The sequence below is a fragment of the Pseudomonas sp. NPDC089396 genome (assembly GCF_044749545.1).
GTDB lineage: Bacteria > Pseudomonadota > Gammaproteobacteria > Pseudomonadales > Pseudomonadaceae > Aquipseudomonas.
Genome location: NZ_JBIVIC010000004.1, coordinates 175,862 through 198,861, shown reverse-complemented (window position 1 = coordinate 198,861; position 23,000 = coordinate 175,862). Strand labels below are relative to the sequence as shown.

Sequence of the window (23,000 nt, the reverse complement as noted above, 5' to 3'; positions counted from 1 at the left end):
GGCATTCCTGGCCGTCCCTTAAACTGGCCGCCTTCGCTCACACAAGGCATTTTCCATGGCACTGGATACCTGGCTCATCTACCTGCTGGCGAGCATCGGCCTGTCGCTTACCCCGGGCCCCAACAGCTTGCTGGCCCTGACCCACGGCGCGCTGTACGGCGCGCGACGGACCTTGTTCACCATCGTTGGCGGGGTGTTCGGTTTCAGTGCATTGATCGCCCTGGCCATGTTCGGCCTGAGCGCCTTGCTGCAGACCTCGGCATCGGTGCTGACCGTGCTGAAGTGGGTAGGCGGGGCCTACCTGGTATGGCTGGGTATCCAGCTCTGGCGCAGCCCGGCCTTGCACCTGGACGTGAATGCGCGAGCTGCGCGCTTGAGCAACGCCGGCATGTTCCGCCAGGGCCTGCTGTCGGCCATGGCCAACCCCAAGGTGCTGCTGTTCTACGGCGCGTTCCTGCCGCAGTTCATCGACCCGCAGCGCGGCTTGTTCCTGCAGTTCGTGATCATGGCTGCTACGTTCGCCAGCGTGGAGTTCGTGGTCGAGTACCTGCTGGCGCGCCTGGCGTTTCGTATCAAGCCCTGGTTGGCCAAGGGCGGCAAGGGTTTCAATCGCTGCTGCGGGAGCTTGTTTGCCTTGATCGGCGTGGCCTTGCCGCTCGGGCGTTAGGGCGAGCGGCACCGCCGGATCGCCAGAAGCTTGTCCAGATGTACCCTTTTTTTTTAAGTCTCAGACAATTCCTACATCCCGGATAGGCGGTCAAGAAGCGCGCCGCCTTTCGATGAAGTCCATAGTGAATTACCTCCCGAAGAGCGAGATTTCCTATGACACTCACCAACGTGCTGACCCCTCTCCCCCCTTGTGACCCTGCCACGCCAGAGTGGGTCGACGACCTGCTCAAACGCCCTGGCCTGCGCATCGAGCGCATCGTTTCCAGTGGCCAGTGCAGCCCACCTGGCTTCTGGTACGACCAGCCCGAAGGCGAATGGATCTTGCTGCTGAGCGGCAGTGCCGGACTGCGCCTGGAGCATGAAGCCCACACCCGGTCGCTGGCACCCGGTGATTGCCTGGACATCCCGGCGCACTGTCGACATCGCGTGGAATGGACCGCCCAAGGCACCCACACCGTCTGGCTTGCCGTGTTCTACGACAGCACAACGCCCTGGCCTGTCAGCTGACCTGATCGCCCCAATTCATCCTTTCTAAACGCCTGCGCGGCCTGTGGCCGTGGCGCAGTGCCCCCGCTTGCCTGTGAAAAATCACTCACAGCTCGGCTTCACTCTCCAACGCTGGACGTTCGAACATGCATGACCTCACTACCGACCGCAATATCCGCAGCGCCCTGCGCAGCACCGCCTTCGGCCTAGGTGCCGCTTCCCTGTGTGGCAATGCCCTCGCCGCGCCACCCTTGATCGAGCTGGAGGAAACGGATGTCACGGCGCCAGCCGCGATCAGCCCACGTACCGAACGCTCGGCATCGATCAAACACAGTGCCCCATTGCTCGATACCCCACAGACCATCAACGTGGTCCCTGCTCCTGTGCTCGCCCAGCAACAGGCGCTAGGCTTGCGCCAGGTGCTGTCGAACGTTTCAGGCATCACTTTCAATGCCGGTGAAGGCGGTGGCGGCTCTGGTGACAGCATCAACATCCGCGGCTTCTCGGCCAGCAACAACATCCAGGTCGACGGCCTGCGCGACAGTGCACAGACCACGCGTTCCGACACCTTCAACACCGAACAGGTCGAGGTCGTCAAAGGCCCCAGTTCAGTGTTCGGCGGCGCCGGCACCACCGGCGGTAGCATCAACCTGATCAGCAAGCAGCCCGAGCAACAGGCTTTCACCCACCTGGGCGGCAGCCTGGGCAGCGCCGGCTATCAACGCCTGACCCTGGACAGCAACCAGCCACTGAACGATGTCGGCCAGGGTAGCGCCGCGCGTATCAACCTGATGGCGCACAGCAACGAAGTGCCCGGTCGCCCCGGCATCGACCAGAAACGCAGGGGCATTGCACCGGCCCTGCAACTCGGCCTAGGCGACGCCACCTGGCTGACCCTGAGCGCCGTGCATCAGCGTGATGACAACCTGCCGGACTACGGAGTACCGGCTCTTGATGGCAAGCGTCTGGCAGGTGTCGAGCGCAAGCAATACTTCGGCTGGAAAAACCTCGATAAGGAACACATCGAACAGAACCAGTTCACGCTCAACCTGGAGCATGACTTCAACGAGCGATTGCGCCTGCAGCAACTGGCCCGCTATGGACAGCTCAGGCGTGACACGGTGGTGTCCGCCTCCCACGTCAATACCGAGGGTTTGCCACCTGGGCGCTACTGCCCGGCCGGGCCACAGGGGTACGGCCGCGACGCCACCACGCAGATGTGGATCAGCCAGACCAGCCTGCTAGGCCACGACCAGCTGTTGGGCGTGGGCCACGACTGGGTAGTCGGCGTAGAGCTGTCCCGCGAAACGCTGGACCTGAAAACCTACGATCACGGCCTCGGCACCACGCGCTACCCCGCCAACGGTTACGACCTGGGGAACCCACCCGGTTACTGGTACGGCCCAGTGGAAAAGGCTGTCACGGGGTACAGCGAAACCGCGCTGGACAACCAGGCCATCTACCTGTTCGACACCGTGGCCCTGAGTGAACGCTGGGACCTGCACCTTGGCCTGCGCCAAGACCGTTTCGCCGGCAGCGCCAAAGGCTATTCCCCGGCCCACGTACGCACCTCGGCGTTCAATTCCGTGGACACCCCCCTGAGCAGCCGCGCGGGGCTGGTCTACAAGCCCACCGAACACGGCCGCGTGTACCTTGCCTGGGGCAACTCCTTCAACCCGTCGGCCGAATCACTGGCCGGTAATGCCCGGGGCCTGACCGCGGCAACCGAAGGGCTTGCTCCGGAAAGAAATCAGAGCTGGGAGCTCGGCAGCAAGTTGGCGTTGCTCGACCAACAATTGGAGCTCGATGCAGCGCTGTTCCATATCGTCAAGAGCAACGCCCGCGAGACGCTGGCTGACGGCTCCACCCAGCTGTCCGGTAAACAACGTGTACAAGGCCTGGAACTTGGCCTCACGGGCCATCTGAGCGAACGCTGGACGGTGTTCGCCAATTACACCTTCCTCGACAGTGAGACGCTCAAGGCCACCGCAAGCGGCAACAGCTTCGCCAGCAAGGGGCATGCGCTGGCCAACACCCCGCCCCGTTCGATGAACCTGTGGACCACCTACCGGCTCACCCCTGGCTGGACCTTCGGCTATGGCGCCCGGTATATCAGCGAACGCAATGTCACCTCCAGCACCACCGCCAAACTCGATGCCTACTGGCTGCACAACGCCATGCTCGGTTATCAGGTGAACCGGCAACTTGACTTGCAGTTGAACGTCAACAACCTGTTTGACAAAGCCTACGTGGAACGGGTGCGCCAGCAAAACGGCAACGCCGCGCGCTCCTCGGCCATCGAGTATGGCCCCGACAGGGCAGCAATCCTCACCGCCAAGTATCAGTTTTAAGCAAAAAAGGGCCTGCCTGCGGCAGGCCTTCATGCCTAATACAAAAGTCTGACCACTCCTCAAGCCGTGAATCAAACGTGCTGTTTTCTGCAATTTTCAACGCATGTTCTAGACTTTTCGCGACCAGCCTGCAAGTTCAGCCCTGCGACAATCAGCCTCAGAAGAATATGTACTAACTTGTTAATTAGCTTGCTAAGGGCTTAAACTGCGCGCATTCCACCTGCTGAGATCCCTGGCATGAACGAAACACCGCGCGCCTCTGGCGCCACAAAACTCATTCTGGTCGGCCTGGGCGTGATCATCGCCCTGCTCGGCCTCCTCCTGGCTGCTGGCGGCGTCAAGCTGGCCGGCCTGGGCGGTTCCTGGTACTTCCTGATCGGCGGCCTGGCCATGGCCATCGCCGGTGTCCTCATCGCCCGCCGCAAACGGGCCGGTGCCTGGCTGTACGCGGCATTCCTGGTCGGCACCGCGCTGTGGGCGCTGATCGATGCCGGGCTGGTGTTCTGGCCACTGTTCTCGCGCCTGTTCATGTTCGCTGCGATCGGCATGGTGGTGGCGGCGGTCTATCCGCTGCTGGTGCGCGCCAATGGCGGCAGCACCGGCCGTGGTGCCTACGGCATCGCTGGCGTGCTGGCCGTGGTGCTGGTGATCGCTGCCGGCAACATGTTCGTCGCCCACCCAAGCGTTGCGCCCACCGGTAAAGGCCCGGGCATGACCCCGGTCGAAGCCGGCAAGGGGCAGAAAGACTGGGCCCACTACGGCAACACCGAAGGTGGCAGCCGCTTTGCCGCACTGGACCAGATCAACCGCGACAACGTCGACAAGCTGAAAGTGGCCTGGACCTACCACACCGGCGACGTGGCGATCAGCGACGGCAACGGTGCCGAAGACCAGCTGACCCCGCTGCAGGTCGGCAACAAGGTGTTCATCTGCACCCCGCACAACAACCTGATCGCCCTGGACGCCGACACCGGCAAAGAGCTGTGGAAGAACGCGATCAATGCCCAGTCCAAGGTCTGGCAGCGTTGCCGCGGCATGGCCTACTTCGACGCCACGGGCGCCATCGCCCAGCCGACCCAGCCGAACAGCTCGCCGATCACCGTCGCCAGCGTAGCGGCCGGTGCCAACTGCCAGCGTCGCCTGCTGACCAACACCATCGACGGCCGCCTGATCGCGGTCGACGCCGACACCGGCGCGTTCTGCCAGGGCTTCGGCAACAACGGCCAGGTCAACCTGATGGCCGGCCTGGGTAACGTACCGGACTCCTACTACCAGCTGTCGTCCGCGCCGCTGATGGCCGGGACCACCGTGGTGGTGGGCGGGCGTGTCGCCGACAACGTCCAGACCGACATGCCTGGCGGGGTGATCCGTGGCTTCGACGTGATCACCGGTGAAATGCGCTGGGCCTTCGACCCGGGCAACCCGGAAGATCGCAACGCGCCTGCCGAAGGCAGCAGCTATGTGCGCAGCACCCCGAACAGCTGGGCGCCGATGTCCTACGACCCGGCGATGAACACCGTATTCCTGCCGATGGGTTCGTCGTCCACCGACATCTATGGCGTCGAACGTAGCAAGCTGGACCACACCTACGGCGCTTCGGTACTGGCCCTGGACGCCACCACCGGCAACCAAAAGTGGGTGTTCCAGACCGTGCACAACGACCTCTGGGACTTCGACCTGCCGATGCAGCCGAGCCTGATCGACTTCACCAAGGACGACGGCCAGTCGGTCCCTGCGGTGGTGATCGGCACCAAGGCCGGACAGATCTACGTGCTCGACCGCGCCACCGGCAAGCCGCTGACCCAGGTCGACGAAGTACCGGTCAAGCCCAGCAACATTCCCAACGAGCCGTACGCCCCGACCCAGCCCAAATCGGTGGGCATGCCGCAGATCGGCGCGCAGACCCTGACCGAATCGGACATGTGGGGCGCCACTCCGTATGACCAGCTACTGTGCCGCATCGACTTCAAGAAGATGCGCTACGACGGCCTGTACACCGCGCCAGGCACCGACCTGTCGCTGAGCTTCCCGGGCTCGCTGGGTGGCATGAACTGGGGCAGCATTTCCACTGACCCGGTGCATGGTTTCATCTTCGTCAACGACATGCGCCTGGGCCTGTGGATTCAGATGATCCCGTCGCAGAACAAGGGCCAGGCCACCTCCGGTGGCGAAGCGCTGAACACCGGCATGGGCGCCGTGCCGCTCAAGGGCACCCCGTATGCGGTGAACAAGAACCGCTTCCTGTCGGTCGCCGGCATCCCGTGCCAGGCGCCTCCGTTCGGCACCCTGACCGCCATCGACATGAAGACCCGCCAGATCGCCTGGCAGGTGCCAGTGGGTACCGTGGAAGACACAGGTCCGCTCGGTATCCGCATGCACCTGCCGATCAAGATCGGCCTGCCGACCCTCGGCGGCACCCTGTCGACCCAAGGCGGCCTGGTGTTCATCGCCGGCACCCAGGACTTCTACCTGCGCGCCTACGACAGCAGCAACGGCAACGAAGTCTGGAAAGCCCGACTGCCAGTGGGTAGCCAGGGTGGCCCGATGACCTACGTTTCGCCGAAGACCGGCAAGCAGTATGTGGTCATCACCGCCGGCGGCGCCCGTCAGTCGACTGACCGTGGCGACTATGTGATTTCTTACGCCCTGCCATAAATCGCGTCGTTTCCATCGCCGGCAAGCCGGCTCCCACAAGGTTCGCTGCAGTACCTTTGGGAGCAGGCTTGCCGGCGATGAGGCCCTGAAAGATCAATCGAGAACCCGCAATGCCATCCGCTTTTCGCATCACTTCCCCCCTGCTGATTGCCCTGGCCAGCACCACCGCCATGGCCGAAGGCGACCTGATGACCCGCAACACAATGACCGGCGACTGGGGCGGCCTGCGTCACCAGCTCGAAGATGACGGTATCAAGTTCACCGGCGACTACAGCGGTGAAACCGCCTACAACGCCCACGGCGGCCTGCACCGCTCGGCCCGCTACTCGCAGAACCTCAAGCTCGGCGTGCAGTTCGACCTGTCGAAGCTGTATGGCCTGGACAACGGCGGCAAGGTCCAGCTGACGATCAACGACCGTCGCGGCAACAGCGCCTCGGAAGACCTGGTAGGCAACCGCCTGCCGATCCAGGAAAACTTCGGTGGCCTGTACACCCGCCTGACCGAGCTGAGCTACGAGCGCACGCTGTTCACCCCGGCGCTCAACGTCAAGCTCGGCTACATGGCCATGGGCAACGACCTCGGCGGCCTGGACAGCGGCATCCTGTGCAACTTCATGAACGCAGGCTTCTGCGGCCACCCGCTGAACATGTCCGGCGGCAGCGGCTGGACCAACTACCCCAACGCCCACCTGGGCGTGCGTGTGAAGTACGACCTGTCGCCGTCCTGGCAGCTTCGTGTGGCAGCGTTCAATGTCGACCCGGAAAGTAACGGCAATTCCAGCCGTGCCTGGCACCTGGGGCCAAAGCACACGACCGGTACGGTGCTTCCGGTGGAGCTGGTGTACAAGCTGCAGGGCGAGCTGCCGGGTGAGTACAAGCTGGGTTACTACTACGACAGCTCCGACGTGAAGCGCATTGGCAGCGACGAGGAAGTATCCGGCCGAGGCGGCCACTATGTGCTGATCGACCAGGCGGTGTGGAACGATGCCGGCTCGCCAGGCCGCAGCTTACACGCCTTTGGCCAATATTCGGCATCGAGCGAGGCCGCCTCGCCGTTCACCAAGTGGTATGGCACAGGCGTGGTGCTGTACAAGCCGTTCGAGGGGCGTCCGCGCGACACCGTGGCCCTGGGTTATGGCCGCGCCGTGCCCAACCCGCGCAGCCGCGACGTGCTGGAGGACGCGGCGTTCAATGCCGGGCAGCCCTTCCCGAATATCGACAGTGCAGAGCAGCTGATCGAATTGAGTTATGGCTACCAGGCAACGCCGTGGCTGAACCTGCGGCCCGATGTGCAATACATCATCGAGCCGGGGGCGTTCTCCGGGAAGGCCATCGATAACGCGCTGGTGGTTGGGTTGCAGGTCAAGGCGATCTTCTAAGGCCCTGGGGCCGCTTTGCGGCCCATCGCCGGCAAGCCGGCTCCCACAGGGTTCAGTGCAGTACCTGTGGGAGCCGGCTTGCCGGCGATGGGCCAGCGCAATCAGCCCTGCTTGAGGTAATCCACCAGCCTCAGCAGCATCGCATCACACCCCTGCAACTGCTCGACACTGACGTACTCATCCGGCTTGTGCCCCTGATCCATGCTACCCGGTCCGCACACCACCGTGGGGATGCCGGCCTGGTCGAACAACCCACCTTCGGTGCCGAACGCCACCGTCCCGAAATCCTCCGAACCACTGAGCAGCGCCACCAACCGCGCCGCCTCGCTGTCCGCCGGGGTGGCCAACCCCGGGTAGGCACTCAACGGGGCCAGACGAATCGCACTGGCCGCGTTGACCTTGCGCATGCGCGGCAACAATTGGGACTCGGCATAGGTCTGCAACTGGTCAGCCACAGCCTGGGCCTCGAACCCCGGCAAGGCACGCACCTCGAAGTCGAACGTGCATTCCTCGGGCACGATGTTCAGCGCCCTGCCGCCGTTGATCACGCCGGCCTGCACGGTCGAGAACGGCGGGTCGAAACGTTCGTCATGGTGTTCGGGCAGCGCCAGCGCCTCGCCGATCTCGCCCAACTTGCCGATCAACTTGGCGGCGTACTCGATGGCATTGACCCCGTAAGGCGCATACGCCGAATGGCAGGCAGCGCCCTGCACCTGGCAGCGCATGGCCAGCTTGCCCTTGTGCCCGAGAACCGGCTTGAGCTCGGTGGGTTCGCCGATCAGGCACAGCCGGGGCTTGTGCGGGCGCTGTTGCAGGGCGGCCAGCATCGAGCGCACGCCCAGGCAACCGACTTCCTCGTCATAGGAAAACGCCAGGTGCACCGGCATGCGCAGTGGTTGCGCCAGAAACGCCGGCACCGCTGCCAGCACCGAGGCGATGAAGCCTTTCATGTCGGCCGTGCCGCGGCCATACAGGCGCCCGTCGCGCTCACTCAGAGCAAACGGCTCGACCGTCCAGGCCTGGCCATCCACGGGCACCACGTCGGTATGGCCGGACAACACCACACCGCCCACATCCTTGGGGCCGATGGTGGCGAACAGGTTGGCCTTGGTACCTTCAGGGTTGAGGAACAGCTCGCTGTCCACGCCAAGGCCCGCCAGGTAATCACGCACGAAGCCGATCAGTTGCAGGTTGGAATCGCGGCTGACCGTGGCAAAGCCGACCAACCGCGCCAACAAGGCGCGGCTGCTGAACTCACTCATCACCCGGCACCCCATAGCTTGGCGCGGTGGTCGGGTCGAGGGCGCGGGTGACGTAGTCCTGCATCTGCGGGCGATACGCCTGCCACAGGCCGTCGAGCACGCCGATCGGGTCTTCGTCGGCCCAGTCCACACGCAGGTCCACCAACGGCCAGGTCAGCTCGCCGGCGATCTTCAGCGCCGCCGAGTGCACCGGCCCCGCCTCGCCACCGGCGGCCATCGCCGCGTGCATGGCCGCCAGCAGACGATCAGCCAGGTGCCCACCGGCCTGTTCGAAGGCCTGCACCATGGCCTCGATCACCTGCAGCGAAGACAACAGGTTACCGGCCGCAGCGCATTGCTCACCGGCAACGGCGTTGTGCACGCCCAATGCTTCCTTGCCGGTGAACAGGGCGACCTGGCCTTGACTGTCAATCACCGTGACCTGGCGGTACTCGCTCCAGCCATTGGCGCTGAGCACCCGGTCCAATGCCGCGGCGGGCGGCATCTGGCCCTGTTCCAGGGCATCGAGGATCTGCGGCCCCAGTGCAGGCAAGGTGATGTTCTGGGTGGCGACGGCGCCGACACCGGCACGTACCCATGGGCAACGCGCGCCAACGGCGATACTCGACGAGCTGATGGCGATACCGACCTGGCCGGTTTCCTGGCAGCGACCGATGATGGAAAAGGTCATGTGAATGCTCCTGTTGTTCTGTGCGATTGCAGGCAATCTGAACAGAAGCCTCTAGTGCGCGAAACGACCTTTTTCCTGTGCCTTGAACAGGAAAAAACTAAGGCTGCAAAGCGCCCTTTAAAACACGCGCAAAACAGCGCAAAACCTTCACGCAGGCCTTGCCCCTCAAGGCCTTCGCCGTTTTATCGGCAAGCACTAGCTAAATACTATTTTCGCGATTCCCCCTGCATCCCTAGTCTGGCCCCAGGTAACGGCGGTCCTCCAAACCGACCTGACAAAAACCGCCTGAACAAGGGCTCGGACATGACACTGAACAATATCGAAATCGACACCCTGGTCGTCGGCGCCGGCCAAGCCGGCGTGGCCATGAGCGAACACCTGAGCAAGCTTGGCGTGCCGCACCTGGTGCTGGAACGCAAGCGTATCGCCGAGGCCTGGCGCACCGGTCGCTGGGATTCGCTGGTGGCCAACGGGCCAGTCTGGCACGACCGCTTCCCCGGCCTGGAATTCAACCTCGACGCCGATGCGTTCGCCGGCAAGGAACAGGTGGCCGACTACTTCGAGCAGTACGTGCGCAAATACAACCTGCCGGTGCGCACCGGTATCGAAGTGAAGAAAGTGGTGCGCAATGCCGACCGCCCAGGCTTCACCATCGAAACCAATGAAGGCATGATCCGCGCCAACCGCGTGGTCGCCGCCACCGGCCCGTTCCAGCGCCCGGTGATCCCGGCCATTGCGCCCAAGGACGAGCAGCTGCACCAGATCCACTCCGCCGCCTACTTCAACCCCGAGCAACTGCCGCAAGGCGCCGTGCTGGTGGTGGGTGCCGGTTCCTCGGGCGTGCAGATCGCCGAAGAACTGATGCGTGCCGGGCGCCAGGTGTACCTGTCGGTCGGCGCCCACGACCGCCCGCCACGGGCCTACCGCAACCGTGACTTCTGCTGGTGGCTGGGTGTGCTGGGCGAGTGGGATGCCGAGATCGCCAAACCGGGCCGCGAGCACGTGACCATCGCCGTCAGCGGCGCCCGTGGCGGTCACACCGTGGACTTCCGCGCCCTCGCCCACCAGGGCATGACCCTGGTCGGCCTGACCCAGTCGTTCGACAACGGCGTGGCGCGTTTCCAGGACAACCTGGCCGAGAACATCCAGCGCGGCGACGAGAACTACCTGGCCCTGCTCGATGCCGCCGATGCCTATGTCGAGCGCAACGGCCTGGACCTGCCGGAAGAGCCCGAGGCCCGCAACCGCCTGCCCGACCCGGATTGCATCAGCAACCCGCTGCAGGAACTGGACCTGGCCAAGGCCGGCGTCACCAGCATCATCTGGGCCACCGGTTATGGCGTGGACTTCAGCTGGCTGCAGGTCGACACCTTCGATGCCAACGGCAAGCCTCAGCACCAGCGCGGCGTATCCCGCGAGCCAGGCGTGTACTTCCTCGGCCTGCCGTGGCTGTCGCGCCGTGGCTCGTCGTTCATCTGGGGCGTGTGGCACGACGCCAAGCACGTCGCCGGCCACATTGCCACCCAACGCACCTACCTGGCCTACCGCGATCGCGAACAGCGTGATGCGGATGAGCAACACACTTCCTCGATCAGCAACGTCAGCACCCTCGGAGCCCACTGATGCCTACTCACACTCGCATCCGCATGTTCAACACCAAGGTCACCTACCCTAACCAGACCCTGGACAACGACCTGTGCCAGGCCGTGCGCGCGGGCAACACCGTCTACGTGCGTGGCCAGGTCGGTACCGACTTCGAAGGGCGCCTGGTAGGCCTGGGCGACCCACGGGCGCAAACCGAACAGGCGATGAAGAACGTCAAGCAGCTGCTTGAAGAAGCAGGCTCGGACCTGTCGCACATCGTCAAGACCACCACCTACATCACCGATCCGCGTTTCCGCGAGCCGGTGTACAAGGAAGTGGGCAAATGGCTCAAGGGCGTGTTCCCGATTTCCACCGGGTTGGTGGTGGCGGGCCTGGCTCAGGCTGAGTGGCTGATGGAGATCGATGTGATTGCGGTGATTCCGGATCAGGAGTGATTCGGTGACATAGCCGGGGGCGCTTTGCGCCCCATTCGCGACACAAGGCCGCTCCTACAAGTATCGCTGTAGGAGCGGCCTTGTGTCGCGAAAGGGCCGCAACGCGGCCCCAACCATTTCAGAACTTGGCCAACTCTTCCCGGCAGAAATCCACGAACAGCTGCGCCGGCTTGGTCAACTGCACCCGCTTCAGCCGCGCCGCCGCCAGCCCCGACAGGGCCACGGGCTCGGTAATGTCCAGCGTCACCAGCTTCTGCCCGTCATAGGTGTATTCCGAATGTGGCCGGGTCACCAGCAGCGAAAACCCGAAGCCCTGCCCCACCATCCCGCGCACCATCTCGATCGACGGCGAACTGAACACGATGTTCGGCGTCAGGCCCATTTCATTGAACAGGCTGACGAAATAAGTACGGCTCGGCGCCACGTCCAGCAGGATCATCGGCTCGGGGCACAGGTCGCGCAGCGACACCTGTGCCTGGCCTGCGAAGCGGTGCTTCTCGGGCAGTAGCACATAAGGCTTCTGCGGCGGCATCAGCGGCTCGGCCTCGATGGTGTTGTCCAGGTCGTGATCGTAGAGAAACGCCAAATCGAAAGTGCCTGCCGTCAGGCCCTGGATCAGGTCTTGCTGTTCGCCATCGCGCAGGCGAATGTCGACGCCCGGGTAGCGCTGGCGAAAACCGGCGATCAAACGCGGCAGGTACAACGGCGCCACGGTTTCGAAGCAACCGATGTCGATCTGCCCGGCCACGGTGTCGTTGTCGGCCAGGGCGTTCTGCTCGAACTCGTGGGTCATCTGCAGCAGCGTCTTGGTCTTGGCATAGAAGCGCTTGCCGCTGGGGGTCAACGACACGCCCTGGGCGTGGTGGCGGATGAACAGCTGCACACCGAAGCTCTCTTCCAGGCTCTTGATCGCCGTTGAAATCGACGGTTGGGCGATGTACAGCTGGCGCGATGCTTCGGCAACACTGCCGGCCTCGACGGTGGTGACGAAATACTTGAGTTGTCGCAGGGTGTAGGAAGCCACAGGCACCTCTCTGGCGCCGATCAGCGCCGTGGGAATTTTCCTGTCACTTTACCTTGCGGGCGCAGGGCACAGGTTGCCGGGTGATAAAGGTTTTGCCTATGGCTTGAGCACATTTTTTTTCGCAGGTGCCTGGCAGAGCGTCTTTACTGAACCTAACGCGCCACAGGTACGGTGTACGCCTATGAAGATCGTTGTCACCAGCATCCTCGTCGACGACCAGGCCAAGGCCCTGGCGTTCTACCACTATGTGCTCGGCTTCGAGCCCAAGGACGATATACCCATGGGCCAGTATCGCTGGCTCACCCTCACCTCGCCCAACGACCCGAACGGTGTACAGCTCGTGCTGGAGCCTGACACGCACCCGGCTGCCAGAACCTACAAGGCTGCCCTCAGGCAAGATGGCATTCCGGCCACCTCGTTTGGCGTGCGCGATATCCAGGCCGAGTACACCCGCTTGTGCAAGGCCGGTGTGAAGTTCACCAAGGAGCCCACCCAGCTGGGCCCGGTCACCATTGCCGTGTTCGATGACACCTGCGGCAACCTGATCCAGATCGCCCAGAAGCACTGACCCTGGCCGCTGGCAGGCGGGGTACCCATTCGCTAAATTGGTTGCTGTTGCCCGTGAGCCACAATAAGGAAGCCAAATGCGCCACGAATTCAGCGAAGTGCTCAACGACCTGGTCGACTACTTCCTGGTCGGTGACATCCAGTTGCTCGACCGTTTCAAGCACGAACACCAGCTGCCTGCCGACCTGGCCAACGCATTCACCCATGGCGACAGCGGCGACCTGGCCGTGCAGGAAGGCGTCGTGTTACCCCTGGCCGGGATCGACAACCTGCCCTACCACATCATCTTCACCCTCGATGGTCACCCGCCAGCCCTGCTCGAGCCCGGCAGCCGCCTGAAACATCGGCGCAATGGCTACGTGCTGCAGGTTCAGAACCGTTCCGTGATGCTCTACACCTGGCGCATCCTGCAGCATTTCACGCCCAAGACCCTCGGCGACCTGCTGGCCCGCTACCAGGTACCTGGGCGGCCGATCGTCGAGGTGGACAATGGCTGGTATGACGTCGAAGTGCTGGGCGGGGCGGTGGTGCGTGATGGCCTGTACGAGCCGGCGTTCGAGTTCGTGATGAAAAAGCGCTGGAGCCGGGGGGAAGGCAAAGCCGTGGACATGGGGTACGCCTATACCTTGCGCGGCTACTTCGACTGACTGCACCGGCCCTATCGCCGGCAAGCCGGCTCCCACAGGTACATCACAAGTCTTGAAACCTGTGGTGTACCTGGGGGAGCCGGCTTGCCGGCGATAGGGCCGGCAGCCTCACCCCAAAACTCAAGTGTGGGTAATGTCCCGGTCCTTGGTTTCCGGCATGAAGAAGATCCCCAACACCGCCGTCATCACTGCAATCACGATCGGGTACCACAGCCCGTAGTAGATATCCCCGGTCGCCGCCACCATGGCAAAGGCCACGGTCGGCAGGAAACCGCCGAACCAGCCATTACCGATATGGTACGGCAGCGACATCGAGGTGTAGCGGATACGCGCCGGGAACAACTCCACCAGCCATGCTGCAATCGGCCCGTACACCATGGTCACGTAGATCACCAGAATGGTCAGCAGCAACAGCACCATCGGGTAATGGATCTTCGCCGGGTCGGCTTTTTCCGGGTAACCGGCCTCTTTCAATGCACCCGTCAACGTCGCGGTGAAAGCATCTCCTTGGGTCTTGAGATCCGCCGCCGCCAGGCTGCTGCCCTCGAAGCTTGGGATCACCCGCTCACCAATGCGGATCTGCGCCACGCTGCCCGGCTCGGCTTTCTGGTTTTCGTAGGGGATCGCCCGCTTGGCCAGCAGGCTCTTGGCGATGTCGCAAGAACTGGTGAATTTGGCCTTGCCCACCGGGTCGAACTGGAACGCGCACTGCCCAGGGTCGGCTACCACCACGACCGGGTTCTGCTCCTGGGCGACGAACACATCCGGGTTGCCGTACTCGGTCAGCGCCTTGAAGATCGGGAAGTAGGTGAGCGCGGCGATGATGCAACCGGCCATGATGATCTTCTTGCGACCGATGCGGTCGGACAGGCTGCCGAAGAAGATGAAGAACGGCGTACCGATCAGCAAGGAACCTGCGATCAACAGGTTGGCGGTCTGCGGGTCGATCTTCAAGGTCTGCAACAGGAAGAACAGCGCATAGAACTGCCCGGTGTACCACACCACCGCCTGGCCGGCGGTGCCGCCGAGCAGCGCCATGATCACCACCTTGAGGTTTTCCCAGCGGGCGAAGGACTCGGTCAACGGCGCCTTCGACGCCTTGCCTTCGGCTTTCATCTTCAGGAACACCGGCGACTCGTTGAGCTGCAGGCGGATGTACACCGAAATCGCCAGCAGCAGGATCGACAGCAGGAAGGGTATGCGCCAGCCCCAGGCCTCGAACGCCTCGGTGCCCATGGCCGTGCGACAGGCCAGGATCACCAGCAGCGAAAGGAACAGGCCAAGCGTCGCAGTGGTCTGGATCCAGGCCGTGAAGAACCCGCGCCGGCCTTTGGGCGCATGCTCGGCCACATAGGTTGCCGCACCGCCATACTCGCCACCCAGGGCCAGGCCCTGCAGCAGGCGCAGGGTGATCAGGATGACCGGAGCCGCCACGCCGATGCTGGCATAGCTGGGCAACAGGCCGACGATGGCGGTCGACAGGCCCATGATGATGATGGTGATGAGGAAGGTGTGCTTGCGCCCGATCATGTCGCCCAGACGGCCGAACACGATGGCGCCGAACGGCCGTACGGCGAAGCCTGCCGCGAAGGCCAGCAAGGCGAAGATGAACGAGGTGGTTTCATTGACGCCGGCGAAGAAGTGCTTGGCGATGATCGCCGCCAGTGAGCCATACAGGTAGAAGTCGTACCATTCGAACACCGTGCCCAGGGAGGAGGCGAATATGACCTTGCGCTCCTCCTTGGTGATGCCACGTTGGGGCGCGCTACTGCCCGTGGATGCGCTGTCGATAACCGCCATGGGTTGCCTCCGTCTTGTTGTTATCGCAGGCCGGAGCACCTCATACACGATTCAACTTCGCACCCAGGCCCCAGGGCTTGCAATGGTTGCGCGAAGCACGACGAGGCGGGCCGCCTCGAATCGCTGCAAGGTAAGCATAATAGGCTTTGTCGGGATATCCACTTGCCAGCATCGGCGGATGCCATCACCCCAGAAACCGTTGCACCTCGGCCAGCACGGTCGCCGCCTGCTCCCGGTGCGGTACGTGCCCGCAACCCTGCAACAGGCGCATCACGCTGGGGCCGCCGGCCCGTTCGGTGAAGCGCCGCGGATGTGCCACCGAGCCGAACTCGTCCTGGTCACCGTGCAGGCAGAGCATCGGGCAGCGCACCTTCGCCAGCAAGGCATCGAGGTTCCAATCGGTGAAGGCAGGCTGCAGCCAAGTGTCCACCCATGCCCGCAGGACCCACTCGGCCTTGTCGCCGTGATACCGCGTCAAACGCTCCAACTGCCCCGGCTCGGCGAACTGGCGGTCGGCATCGCGGATGCCCTGCAGGGTGAGATCTTCGACGAATGCCTGGGCCGACTCGATGATCAGCGCCTGGCACCGCTCGGCAAAATGGGCTGCACAGGCAACCGCCATACCGCCCCCGACGCTGTGCCCGAAGACAATGAAAGCGTCAACCCCGAGTTGACCCAGCACCGCCGCAAACCCCTGTTGCGCCTGTGCCTCGACGAAGCCCCGAGCCAAAAAACCCGGATGCCGATCGGAACGGCCAAAGCCCAGGCGATCATAGGCAATCACCCGATGCCCGGTGGCCGCGGCAAGTTGCGCGGGGAAGTCACGCCACAAGGCCACGCACCCCAGCGAGTCATGCAGCAGGATGATCGGCACACCCTGCGCTGAAGCCGGTAGCCAGTCCTGGGCGAACAGCCTGCCCTCGGCCGTGTCGATCCAGTGTTCACGCAATGTGACCGCCGTCATACCGCCTCCACCACCGGCCCCTTGAGCTCGACCTGGTTGCCATCGGGGTCGAAGCAGTACAGTGACAGCCCTTCGCCCTCGGCGCCGTAGCGCTTTTCGGCCGGCTCGACCGTCACACCGGCGGCCTCCAGGTAGGCCGTCAGCGCCTGTTCGTCGAACGGTTCGATGCGCAGGCAGAAATGATGCAGGTTGCGCCCTTCAGCGCCCGGTGCCGCGCCACCTGGGCGCCCCAGCGGGCCATCCAGGGTCACCAGGTCGATCATCGCCGTCCCCGTGGCCAGGTGGACCATCCCCAGGTCTTCGCGCTCCCGGCTGACCGTGCAGCCCAGCAGGTCGCGGTAGAACGCCACGCTGCGCTGCAGGTCACTGACCCGCAAAACCAGATGATCGATGTGCTTGAGGGTGAAGGGTCGCATGCCGGTTCTCCTTGTGGCGATTGCGCGAAGGCAGCGCCCACGATAGCCCAGGAGCCTGCACGCTGACCATCCTGCTCATTCGTTGACCAGCCGTTGCAGCAGGCCGCCGTCGTGGCGGCTCAGCATGCGCAATATCTGCTCGGCCAGCGCACGCTCCGGCGCCTCCAGGTGCAAATGGTGCCCACCGGGGTGCCAGGAAACCCGCGCATGGTCTGGCAGGGCTGGCTGGCGCCGCTCGAACGCACCACCGGTAAATGCGCCCTGGCGGCCGAGCAACAGGTACAGCGGGCAACGGATTTCCCGAAGCAGGTCGCAGGCCTCGCGCTCGGTCAGCGGCATCGGCTCGGGCAGCACCAGGCGCGGGTCATGCCGCCAGCAATAACCCTCCCCCACCTGCAGCAGGTCGCGCAGGGCCAGCAGCCGCGCGGCGTCTTCCGACAATTCGCCATCCAGGCGCTTGCGTCGCTGTTCCAGGGCCGCTTCAAGGTTGTCGAACTGACTGCCGTCAGGCGCAGCAAAGCCTTGCAGCTGGCTGCGCTGGACCATGCGTTTGAGCCGGTAGGCACGGGCCAGGTGCTGCACCCGGTCATCCTCGGCAACGGTGAACGGTGCGCCCATGCCATCGAGGAAGATCATGCTGGCGATGCCACTGGTCATGGCGGCAAGCAGTGAAGCGATGCCGGTGCCCATGCCATGGGCCAGCACATGAAACCGCCCCAGGCCCAGGCTGTCGGTCACCGCCAGCATGTCCTCGGCGTGCTCCCAGAGGTAGTAGCCGCTGTCGTGGCGGCGATGGTCGGAGCGGCCATGGCCGACCAGGTCCGGGGCCACCACGAAGCAGCCCTCGAGCATCGGCGCCAGGCGCTCGAACGACGCGGCGTTATCCAGCCACCCATGCAAGGCGAGCACGGGTATGCCGTCTTCCGGGCCCCAACAACGTACGGCAATCTCGATTCCGTCAAGGTCCAGCAGATGATCCTTGGGACTGAACGGCGAACGCATGCTCTCTCTCCCTGACTGTTGCCTGGCGTCTACGCGTCAGGCCGGCAGCCAACCATGACCCAGCCGAGCGGCCGCCGCTGGTCCCTTGCCGACAACCACATAGGCGTGACCGACCGCACCGTGCAGTTATCTACCGCACGGCAGTTGATGGTCTGCGGCCCCATAGCGGCTCCTTTCTCCGGAGCGCCAACATGACCCACACGCCTTATCACCATACGCAGATGGTCCGTACCCTGCCCGACTGGAGCAAGGCCCTGCACCCCGATCACGCCAGCCGAATCGTGCAGAGCCTGCGCAAGGACTACCTGGATGCAGAAGGTGTCGCCTACCCTTGGTACACCCAGGCCGATAGCCTCACCCGCGAAGCCTTGCAGCGGGCCATCGCCAAACGCGACAACAGCCGCAATGCCTTGCAGGCTGCCTTGAAGCCATTGCAAGGCGTCACCGAGTACTGCACACCGCTGCTCGAAGATCACTTGAAACTCGACACCCCGGTCAGCCAGGCGCAGTACGTGCATCAAGCGACCAAGGTCAAGCAACCGGAAGGTTTACCTGGCGGCCCTGGGGTACCTTCGGAACAGAACGAGATCGTGGCCGATGGCGCCCCGCAGTACCGTAGCCTGCTGGAAGCCGCCCTGCACAACTTCGAGGGCACCAGCGACACCACGCGGCTCAGCCGCTTGCAGCGCAGCCGCCAGGACATCATGCCAATCGCCGGCCTGACGCTGCCTCGCTTCATCGAAGCGTGCCGCACACTGGACCTTGGCCAACGCTATCAGGAGCACCTGGGCACGGTGTTCGAAGGCGAAAACAAAGACCGGCTTCATGCCCTGGCTGTCCAGGCACGACGCGATGAGTTTCGCGTCCAGGTCCGTATCGCCACATGCAAGGGCCTGCTCAGTGCCGCCCAATCGTTGGCGCTGCACGGGATATGTGCAGACGATGCCAACGCTCCGACGACCTATGAGGGCCGCCCGCTGCGCTGCTGGCAGCTGTTGCTGCTCGGCGTCCCTGTTCATGAACTGCTGTTCATCGCGCCAAAGACCAATGGCAAGCATGACCCGGTATTCCTCTACAACCCGGTCGATGAAGACCCGATCAGAGGGTTCGCCTCCTTGGGCGATGCCTACAAGCACCTGCGCACGCAATTGCTGGACACGGCCTACCGCGCACGCTTCGTGGCCCTTGCCCTGCAGGCGCAGCAAGCCGAGCTGGACACCAAGCTCAAGGGCCAACTGTTCAGCAACGCCGACGAAGCGCCCGACAAGCCACTGATACCTGACACTTCGATTCACCTTGAAGTCATCGAAAAGGCCTTGCCTGTCCGGCCGTGGGCGTCCCTGGAGTCGAATCACCTGATCAGGCTCAAGGCCGACGCGCGAAGGATCGCAGTCCCCACAGCGGATGTGGACGCCAACGTACGCCTGCGCAACCTGGAATACTGGTTCGAACTGGGCATGACCGTGCTCAACGTCGCGGCCATGTTCGTGCCTTGCCTGAACCCGATCATGCTCACACTCGGTGCCTCGCAAATCATGCAAAGTGTCTTCGAGGGCATCTCGGCCTGGGAGGAAGGCGACAACGCACAGGCCCTGGCGCAATTGGAGTCGGTGTTGCTGAACGTCGCGGTCATCGGTGTGATAGGCGCCGGTGCGGTGGCCCTGAAGGCGTCCGGATTCGTCGATGGCCTGCAGAGTATCGTCAAGGACGGTAAAGACCAGTTGTGGAACGGCTCCCTGAAAGACTATGTGAGCACCACGTCGATTCCGCCGCACCTTGAACCCGATGCTCTGGGCCGCTACGCGTTGGATGGCCGCCACTATGTGCGACTGGATGGCGAACTGTTCGAACAGGTGCAAAAGGACGGCCGCTGGCAGATAGACCACCCACACGACCCACAGGCCTACCGGCCAGCCTTGATCGACAACGAAGCAGGCAGCTGGCGCACGGTTCATGAAAACCCTGTTGAATGGGACCAGCACCGTTTGCTGCGGCGCCTGGGGCCGATCAGCGACGGCCTCGATGATGCAGAACTGGACGCAGCCATGACATGCACCGGCGAACGCAGCGATACCCTGCGCCATGTACAGGTCGGCGCACAACGCCCCCCCGCGCTGCTCGCCGATGTCATCGACCGCTTGAGGTCTACCCGCCAGGTAGACGACATCATCGACCGGGTGAGCCATGGCAAGGCGCTCGCAGCTTACAAGAACTTTGCGCTGCCCAGCCTGACCGAGCTCGATGGCTGGCCGCAGCAGTACGTGATCAAGGCCTACCATGGGCCGGAAAGCTGGGGGGAATGCACGCTCTACGGGCGGGTGGATCAAGCCCACCCGGTGCCGATCGAGATCAACCGCAGTGAACTGGAGAACGGCCAGCTCAGCGAGCGGATCGTGGCACAACTGGATGATGACGCGATCAACAGGGTTTTACCTGAAGGTACCGGCGTGGCCGATCAGGCCAAGGCGTTGAGCGAAAAGCTCGCTCGGCACCTTGAAAACGAACGCGATGCGCTGTTCGATCGACTGTACACCCATCACGCCGGCGTTCTGTCCGAAAACGCCCAGGTCATCGCCGCGCAGTTTCCCAGTGTGCCCCACCGAGCCATCGAGCAGATCATGGCCAGGATCAGCGCCAGCGAACGCTTGCACCTGGGCAACGGCCGAGTGCCCCTGCGCGTTGCCGAGGAGGCCCGGGCGCTGCAAGCTCACGCCCGGCTGGACAAGGCCCTGCTGGGGCTCTATCGGCCAGAACTGGCCAACACCGATAGCGCGGTATTGGACGCAGCCCTTGAAACCGAACATCCCGACGCCGATGCGCTGCAACGCTTCGAGATCGCTGCTGCCGACCGGCCCCATGCGGCCAAGCTGATTGGCCAGCAGCCGATCAGGCCAGGCTATCGTTCGCCGATGCGCCTGGCCGATGGGCGCACTGGCTATCCGCTCAGCGGTCGTCTGCGTTGGCCCAACACGGCTGATCGACGGCTACGCGCGCTCTATCCAGGCCTGAGTGCAAACGAGCGTAATGCCTTGCTGGGCCAGTTGCGCCAGCGCGGCGATGTCGCTGGGCAGATCCGTGCGCTGGAAATCCAACGCGACACACTCGACAACAGCCTGCGCGATTGGCAGAACCAAGGGCCCGAAGAGCAGCGCGCCGGACGTGGCGTGTTGCGCGAGCTGATCAACAGCGCCTGGCGCCGGGACGAGCCTGACACCCTGACCCTGCAAGGGCTGGATATCGCATCCTTGCCGTCATTGCCCGCGCGGTTCGATCACATCACCACCGTGAACATCCGCAACCTTGGCATCCGCCACATGCCGGCGGACTTCTTCCAGAGCTTCCCTTCACTGCGCACGCTTCGCCTGGCGCAAAGCCCTGAGCTGGACTTCGAAGAGGTGTTTGCTGCGCTCGCCTCCACCCCGCAGCTGGAAGCGCTGGAACTGGGCAACAACCAGCTAGGCACCCTGACCGAGAGCATGCGCCAGCGCCTGGCTGGCCTGACCCGCCTGCAGCGGTTGAGCTTGCGCCTCAACAGGCTGCAGATTTCCGATGCAGATCTGCAGACCATCACACAGTTGCCCCTGGAGCGCCTTGACCTGGAAAACAACGACATTGCCCTGACCCAAGCCTTGGCAGCACGTTTCTCCAACCTGACCCGACTGCGCGACTTGCGCCTGACCAACAACCCCCTGCAGCACGCACCCGACCTCACCGGCCTGACCCGCCTGGCCAACCTGCGCCTGCGCAACTGCCTGCTGCAGACCTGGCCACGCGGGCTCACGGCGCGGATGACGCAAGCTGACCTGCAGCTGCGCTACCTGAGCCTGAGCTACAACCCCATTGCCGAGCTGGTGGACCTCGAGCCGATTCTCACCAGCCCCTTCGCCGAGGCCGTACGCTCAGGAGAAGACAATGGCCATTGGGACTTCACTGCCAATGACCTGGATGCGCAAAGCAATCGCAGGCTAGGTGCCACGGGGGTCGTCATCGACAGCGAAAACGAGCTGGCGGCCGCTGCCGAAGATTTCTGGCCGCAGCATGCCAACGATGAACAGCGCGCGCTCTGGGACGAACTGTTCGAAGAGGATGCCAATCGCCATCTACGCGATGTGGTCGAACGCGTCGCAGGTTCGGCGCAGGCCCGGAACAATCTGCGCGAGTTGACTGATCAAGTCTGGCAACTGCTCGAGCAGGCCGGTCGAGATGAGGAGCTGCGTACGCATCTGGACACCGTCGCGCAAGATTATCCGCCCACCTGCGGCGACGCCGGGACCGATGGTTTCAGCGCCCTCGAACTCGAAGCACTGGCTTTCAGGGAGCTTGCCGAAGAAGCCGACCGCCCCGCCTACCTGTTCAACTTCTTCAGGAAGCTCTACCGCCGCGAAATGGTCAACGCACTGGGTGAGCGGATTCAACTCGCCCGCCTGGCACGGCAAGCGCGTCTGCTGGAACTGGAACGACTTCCGCCCGAGGCGCAGCCTGCAGACCTGGCCGTGCCGGCACTGGACGAACTCGATAGGCTCACTGACGATGACCTTCTGCAGGGCGGAACGGACCTGATCGAAATCCGCCTGGCGTTGCGCCAATCGTTGGCGCTGGGGCTGGATTTTCCGGAAACCAGTCAAGGTATGCTCTACCGCACCGAAGCAATGATCTCAGGACACGTGGCCAGCAACGTCGAACACGCGGTCCTCGCGCTCGACGAAACGGCCGCCGGGCGCAGGGCCTGGATTGCGCGACAACCCAGCTGGCAGCGCTACCTCAGCCAACACTTTGCCGCGCGCTTCATGGCCCTGGACGAACGCTGGTACCAGGGCATCCAGTACCTGGACTACTGCCTGGATGCAGAGAACGAAGCGGTAACTTCGCTGGATCAGGCGGTCTTGCAGGCAATCACCGATGTGATGCCCGAGGCGCCGCTGGATGACGCTGGCCAATTGCGCAGAATGGACCTGGGAAGCGCAGCCTACGACCAGGCCAGCCGCCGCCTGAACGCCGGCCGCGATCAGGATCGTCAGGCGTTGTTCGAACAACTGACCCGCGATCAGGACCGCAACGACTGAAGCTCG

At 63.6% G+C, this 23,000-nt stretch carries 17 protein-coding genes; 10 read left to right on the top strand and 7 right to left on the bottom strand.

Translation table 11 applies throughout. The annotated features are described in order from the left end of the window. Positions 1-55: 55 nt before the first annotated feature. The 5 genes from ACIPZB_RS09110 to ACIPZB_RS09090 all read left to right on the top strand — a co-directional run bounded on the left by ACIPZB_RS09110 (position 56) and on the right by ACIPZB_RS09090 (position 7,540). Positions 56-667, top strand: a complete 612-nt coding sequence (locus ACIPZB_RS09110; RefSeq protein ID WP_400639921.1) for a LysE family translocator — start codon at positions 56-58, stop codon at positions 665-667. 155 nt (positions 668-822) lie between these two features. Further along, complete coding sequence (locus tag ACIPZB_RS09105) at positions 823-1,176, top strand: cupin (protein ID WP_400639920.1); 354 nt, start codon at positions 823-825, stop codon at positions 1,174-1,176. A gap of 125 nt (positions 1,177-1,301) precedes the next feature. Further along, entirely contained in the window at positions 1,302-3,506 is a 2,205-nt protein-coding gene (locus ACIPZB_RS09100) for a TonB-dependent receptor (protein WP_400639919.1), read from the top strand. 237 nt (positions 3,507-3,743) lie between these two features. Continuing rightward, positions 3,744-6,161, top strand: coding sequence for a glucose/quinate/shikimate family membrane-bound PQQ-dependent dehydrogenase (locus ACIPZB_RS09095; protein WP_400639918.1), 2,418 nt, complete (start codon positions 3,744-3,746; stop codon positions 6,159-6,161). A 110-nt stretch (positions 6,162-6,271) separates the two neighbouring features. Then, positions 6,272-7,540, top strand: coding sequence for a carbohydrate porin (locus ACIPZB_RS09090; protein ID WP_400639917.1), 1,269 nt, complete (start codon positions 6,272-6,274; stop codon positions 7,538-7,540). A 101-nt stretch (positions 7,541-7,641) separates the two neighbouring features. On the opposite strand, the gene argE is transcribed toward ACIPZB_RS09090, so the two are convergent. Continuing rightward, complete coding sequence (argE, locus tag ACIPZB_RS09085; RefSeq protein ID WP_400639916.1) at positions 7,642-8,802, bottom strand: acetylornithine deacetylase; 1,161 nt, start codon at positions 8,800-8,802, stop codon at positions 7,642-7,644. Beyond that, positions 8,795-9,472: a DUF1028 domain-containing protein gene (locus ACIPZB_RS09080; RefSeq protein ID WP_400639915.1), complete on the bottom strand. Its 678-nt coding sequence runs from the start codon at positions 9,470-9,472 to the stop codon at positions 8,795-8,797. Before ACIPZB_RS09080 ends, argE begins: the two co-directional genes overlap by 8 nt. Positions 9,473-9,775: 303 nt before the next feature. On the opposite strand from ACIPZB_RS09080, the gene ACIPZB_RS09075 reads away from it, so the two are divergent. Then, complete coding sequence (locus tag ACIPZB_RS09075) at positions 9,776-11,095, top strand: flavin-containing monooxygenase (RefSeq protein ID WP_400639914.1); 1,320 nt, start codon at positions 9,776-9,778, stop codon at positions 11,093-11,095. Next, a complete protein-coding gene (locus tag ACIPZB_RS09070; protein ID WP_400639913.1) occupies positions 11,095-11,511 on the top strand; it encodes a RidA family protein in 417 nt (138 codons plus the stop codon). The genes ACIPZB_RS09075 and ACIPZB_RS09070 overlap by 1 nt, the downstream gene beginning before the upstream one ends. Before the next feature lie 118 nt (positions 11,512-11,629). On the opposite strand, the gene ACIPZB_RS09065 is transcribed toward ACIPZB_RS09070, so the two are convergent. Beyond that, on the bottom strand, positions 11,630-12,535 hold the full coding sequence (locus tag ACIPZB_RS09065) for a LysR family transcriptional regulator (RefSeq protein ID WP_008090951.1): 906 nt from the start codon (positions 12,533-12,535) through the stop codon (positions 11,630-11,632). A gap of 181 nt (positions 12,536-12,716) precedes the next feature. On the opposite strand from ACIPZB_RS09065, the gene ACIPZB_RS09060 reads away from it, so the two are divergent. Next, on the top strand, positions 12,717-13,103 hold the full coding sequence (locus ACIPZB_RS09060; protein ID WP_008090953.1) for a VOC family protein: 387 nt from the start codon (positions 12,717-12,719) through the stop codon (positions 13,101-13,103). A 76-nt stretch (positions 13,104-13,179) separates the two neighbouring features. After that, on the top strand, positions 13,180-13,749 hold the full coding sequence (locus tag ACIPZB_RS09055) for a hypothetical protein (RefSeq protein ID WP_400639912.1): 570 nt from the start codon (positions 13,180-13,182) through the stop codon (positions 13,747-13,749). Between the two features lie 120 nt (positions 13,750-13,869). Here ACIPZB_RS09055 and ACIPZB_RS09050 read toward each other — a convergent pair whose 3' ends face one another. The 4 genes from ACIPZB_RS09050 to ACIPZB_RS09035 form a co-directional block, all read right to left on the bottom strand. Further along, positions 13,870-15,549, bottom strand: coding sequence for an MFS transporter (locus ACIPZB_RS09050; RefSeq protein ID WP_400639911.1), 1,680 nt, complete (start codon positions 15,547-15,549; stop codon positions 13,870-13,872). Positions 15,550-15,733: 184 nt separating this feature from the next. Then, positions 15,734-16,513 (bottom strand): alpha/beta fold hydrolase, encoded by a 780-nt coding sequence (locus tag ACIPZB_RS09045; protein WP_400639910.1) that lies wholly within the window; start codon positions 16,511-16,513, stop codon positions 15,734-15,736. Continuing rightward, a complete protein-coding gene (locus ACIPZB_RS09040) occupies positions 16,510-16,929 on the bottom strand; it encodes a VOC family protein (RefSeq protein WP_008090958.1) in 420 nt (139 codons plus the stop codon). Before ACIPZB_RS09040 ends, ACIPZB_RS09045 begins: the two co-directional genes overlap by 4 nt. 75 nt (positions 16,930-17,004) lie before the next feature. Next, a complete protein-coding gene (locus ACIPZB_RS09035; RefSeq protein ID WP_400639909.1) occupies positions 17,005-17,931 on the bottom strand; it encodes an alpha/beta fold hydrolase in 927 nt (308 codons plus the stop codon). A gap of 191 nt (positions 17,932-18,122) precedes the next feature. On the opposite strand from ACIPZB_RS09035, the gene ACIPZB_RS09030 reads away from it, so the two are divergent. Beyond that, positions 18,123-22,994: a dermonecrotic toxin domain-containing protein gene (locus ACIPZB_RS09030; RefSeq protein ID WP_400639908.1), complete on the top strand. Its 4,872-nt coding sequence runs from the start codon at positions 18,123-18,125 to the stop codon at positions 22,992-22,994. Positions 22,995-23,000: the final 6 nt, after the last annotated feature.

What these genes read in the sequence shown, in the direction of transcription:
- ACIPZB_RS09110 (WP_400639921.1), top strand. Translation starts at nt 56, where the DNA reads ATGGCACTGGATACCTGGCTCATCTACCTGCTGGCGAGCATCGGCCTG.
- ACIPZB_RS09105 (WP_400639920.1), top strand. Translation starts at nt 823, where the DNA reads ATGACACTCACCAACGTGCTGACCCCTCTCCCCCCTTGTGACCCTGCC.
- ACIPZB_RS09100 (WP_400639919.1), top strand. Translation starts at nt 1,302, where the DNA reads ATGCATGACCTCACTACCGACCGCAATATCCGCAGCGCCCTGCGCAGC.
- ACIPZB_RS09095 (WP_400639918.1), top strand. Translation starts at nt 3,744, where the DNA reads ATGAACGAAACACCGCGCGCCTCTGGCGCCACAAAACTCATTCTGGTC.
- ACIPZB_RS09090 (WP_400639917.1), top strand. Translation starts at nt 6,272, where the DNA reads ATGCCATCCGCTTTTCGCATCACTTCCCCCCTGCTGATTGCCCTGGCC.
- argE (WP_400639916.1), bottom strand. Translation starts at nt 8,802, where the DNA reads ATGAGTGAGTTCAGCAGCCGCGCCTTGTTGGCGCGGTTGGTCGGCTTT.
- ACIPZB_RS09080 (WP_400639915.1), bottom strand. Translation starts at nt 9,472, where the DNA reads ATGACCTTTTCCATCATCGGTCGCTGCCAGGAAACCGGCCAGGTCGGT.
- ACIPZB_RS09075 (WP_400639914.1), top strand. Translation starts at nt 9,776, where the DNA reads ATGACACTGAACAATATCGAAATCGACACCCTGGTCGTCGGCGCCGGC.
- ACIPZB_RS09070 (WP_400639913.1), top strand. Translation starts at nt 11,095, where the DNA reads ATGCCTACTCACACTCGCATCCGCATGTTCAACACCAAGGTCACCTAC.
- ACIPZB_RS09060 (WP_008090953.1), top strand. Translation starts at nt 12,717, where the DNA reads ATGAAGATCGTTGTCACCAGCATCCTCGTCGACGACCAGGCCAAGGCC.
- ACIPZB_RS09055 (WP_400639912.1), top strand. Translation starts at nt 13,180, where the DNA reads ATGCGCCACGAATTCAGCGAAGTGCTCAACGACCTGGTCGACTACTTC.
- ACIPZB_RS09050 (WP_400639911.1), bottom strand. Translation starts at nt 15,549, where the DNA reads ATGGCGGTTATCGACAGCGCATCCACGGGCAGTAGCGCGCCCCAACGT.
- ACIPZB_RS09045 (WP_400639910.1), bottom strand. Translation starts at nt 16,513, where the DNA reads ATGACGGCGGTCACATTGCGTGAACACTGGATCGACACGGCCGAGGGC.
- ACIPZB_RS09040 (WP_008090958.1), bottom strand. Translation starts at nt 16,929, where the DNA reads ATGCGACCCTTCACCCTCAAGCACATCGATCATCTGGTTTTGCGGGTC.
- ACIPZB_RS09035 (WP_400639909.1), bottom strand. Translation starts at nt 17,931, where the DNA reads ATGCGTTCGCCGTTCAGTCCCAAGGATCATCTGCTGGACCTTGACGGA.
- ACIPZB_RS09030 (WP_400639908.1), top strand. Translation starts at nt 18,123, where the DNA reads ATGACCCACACGCCTTATCACCATACGCAGATGGTCCGTACCCTGCCC.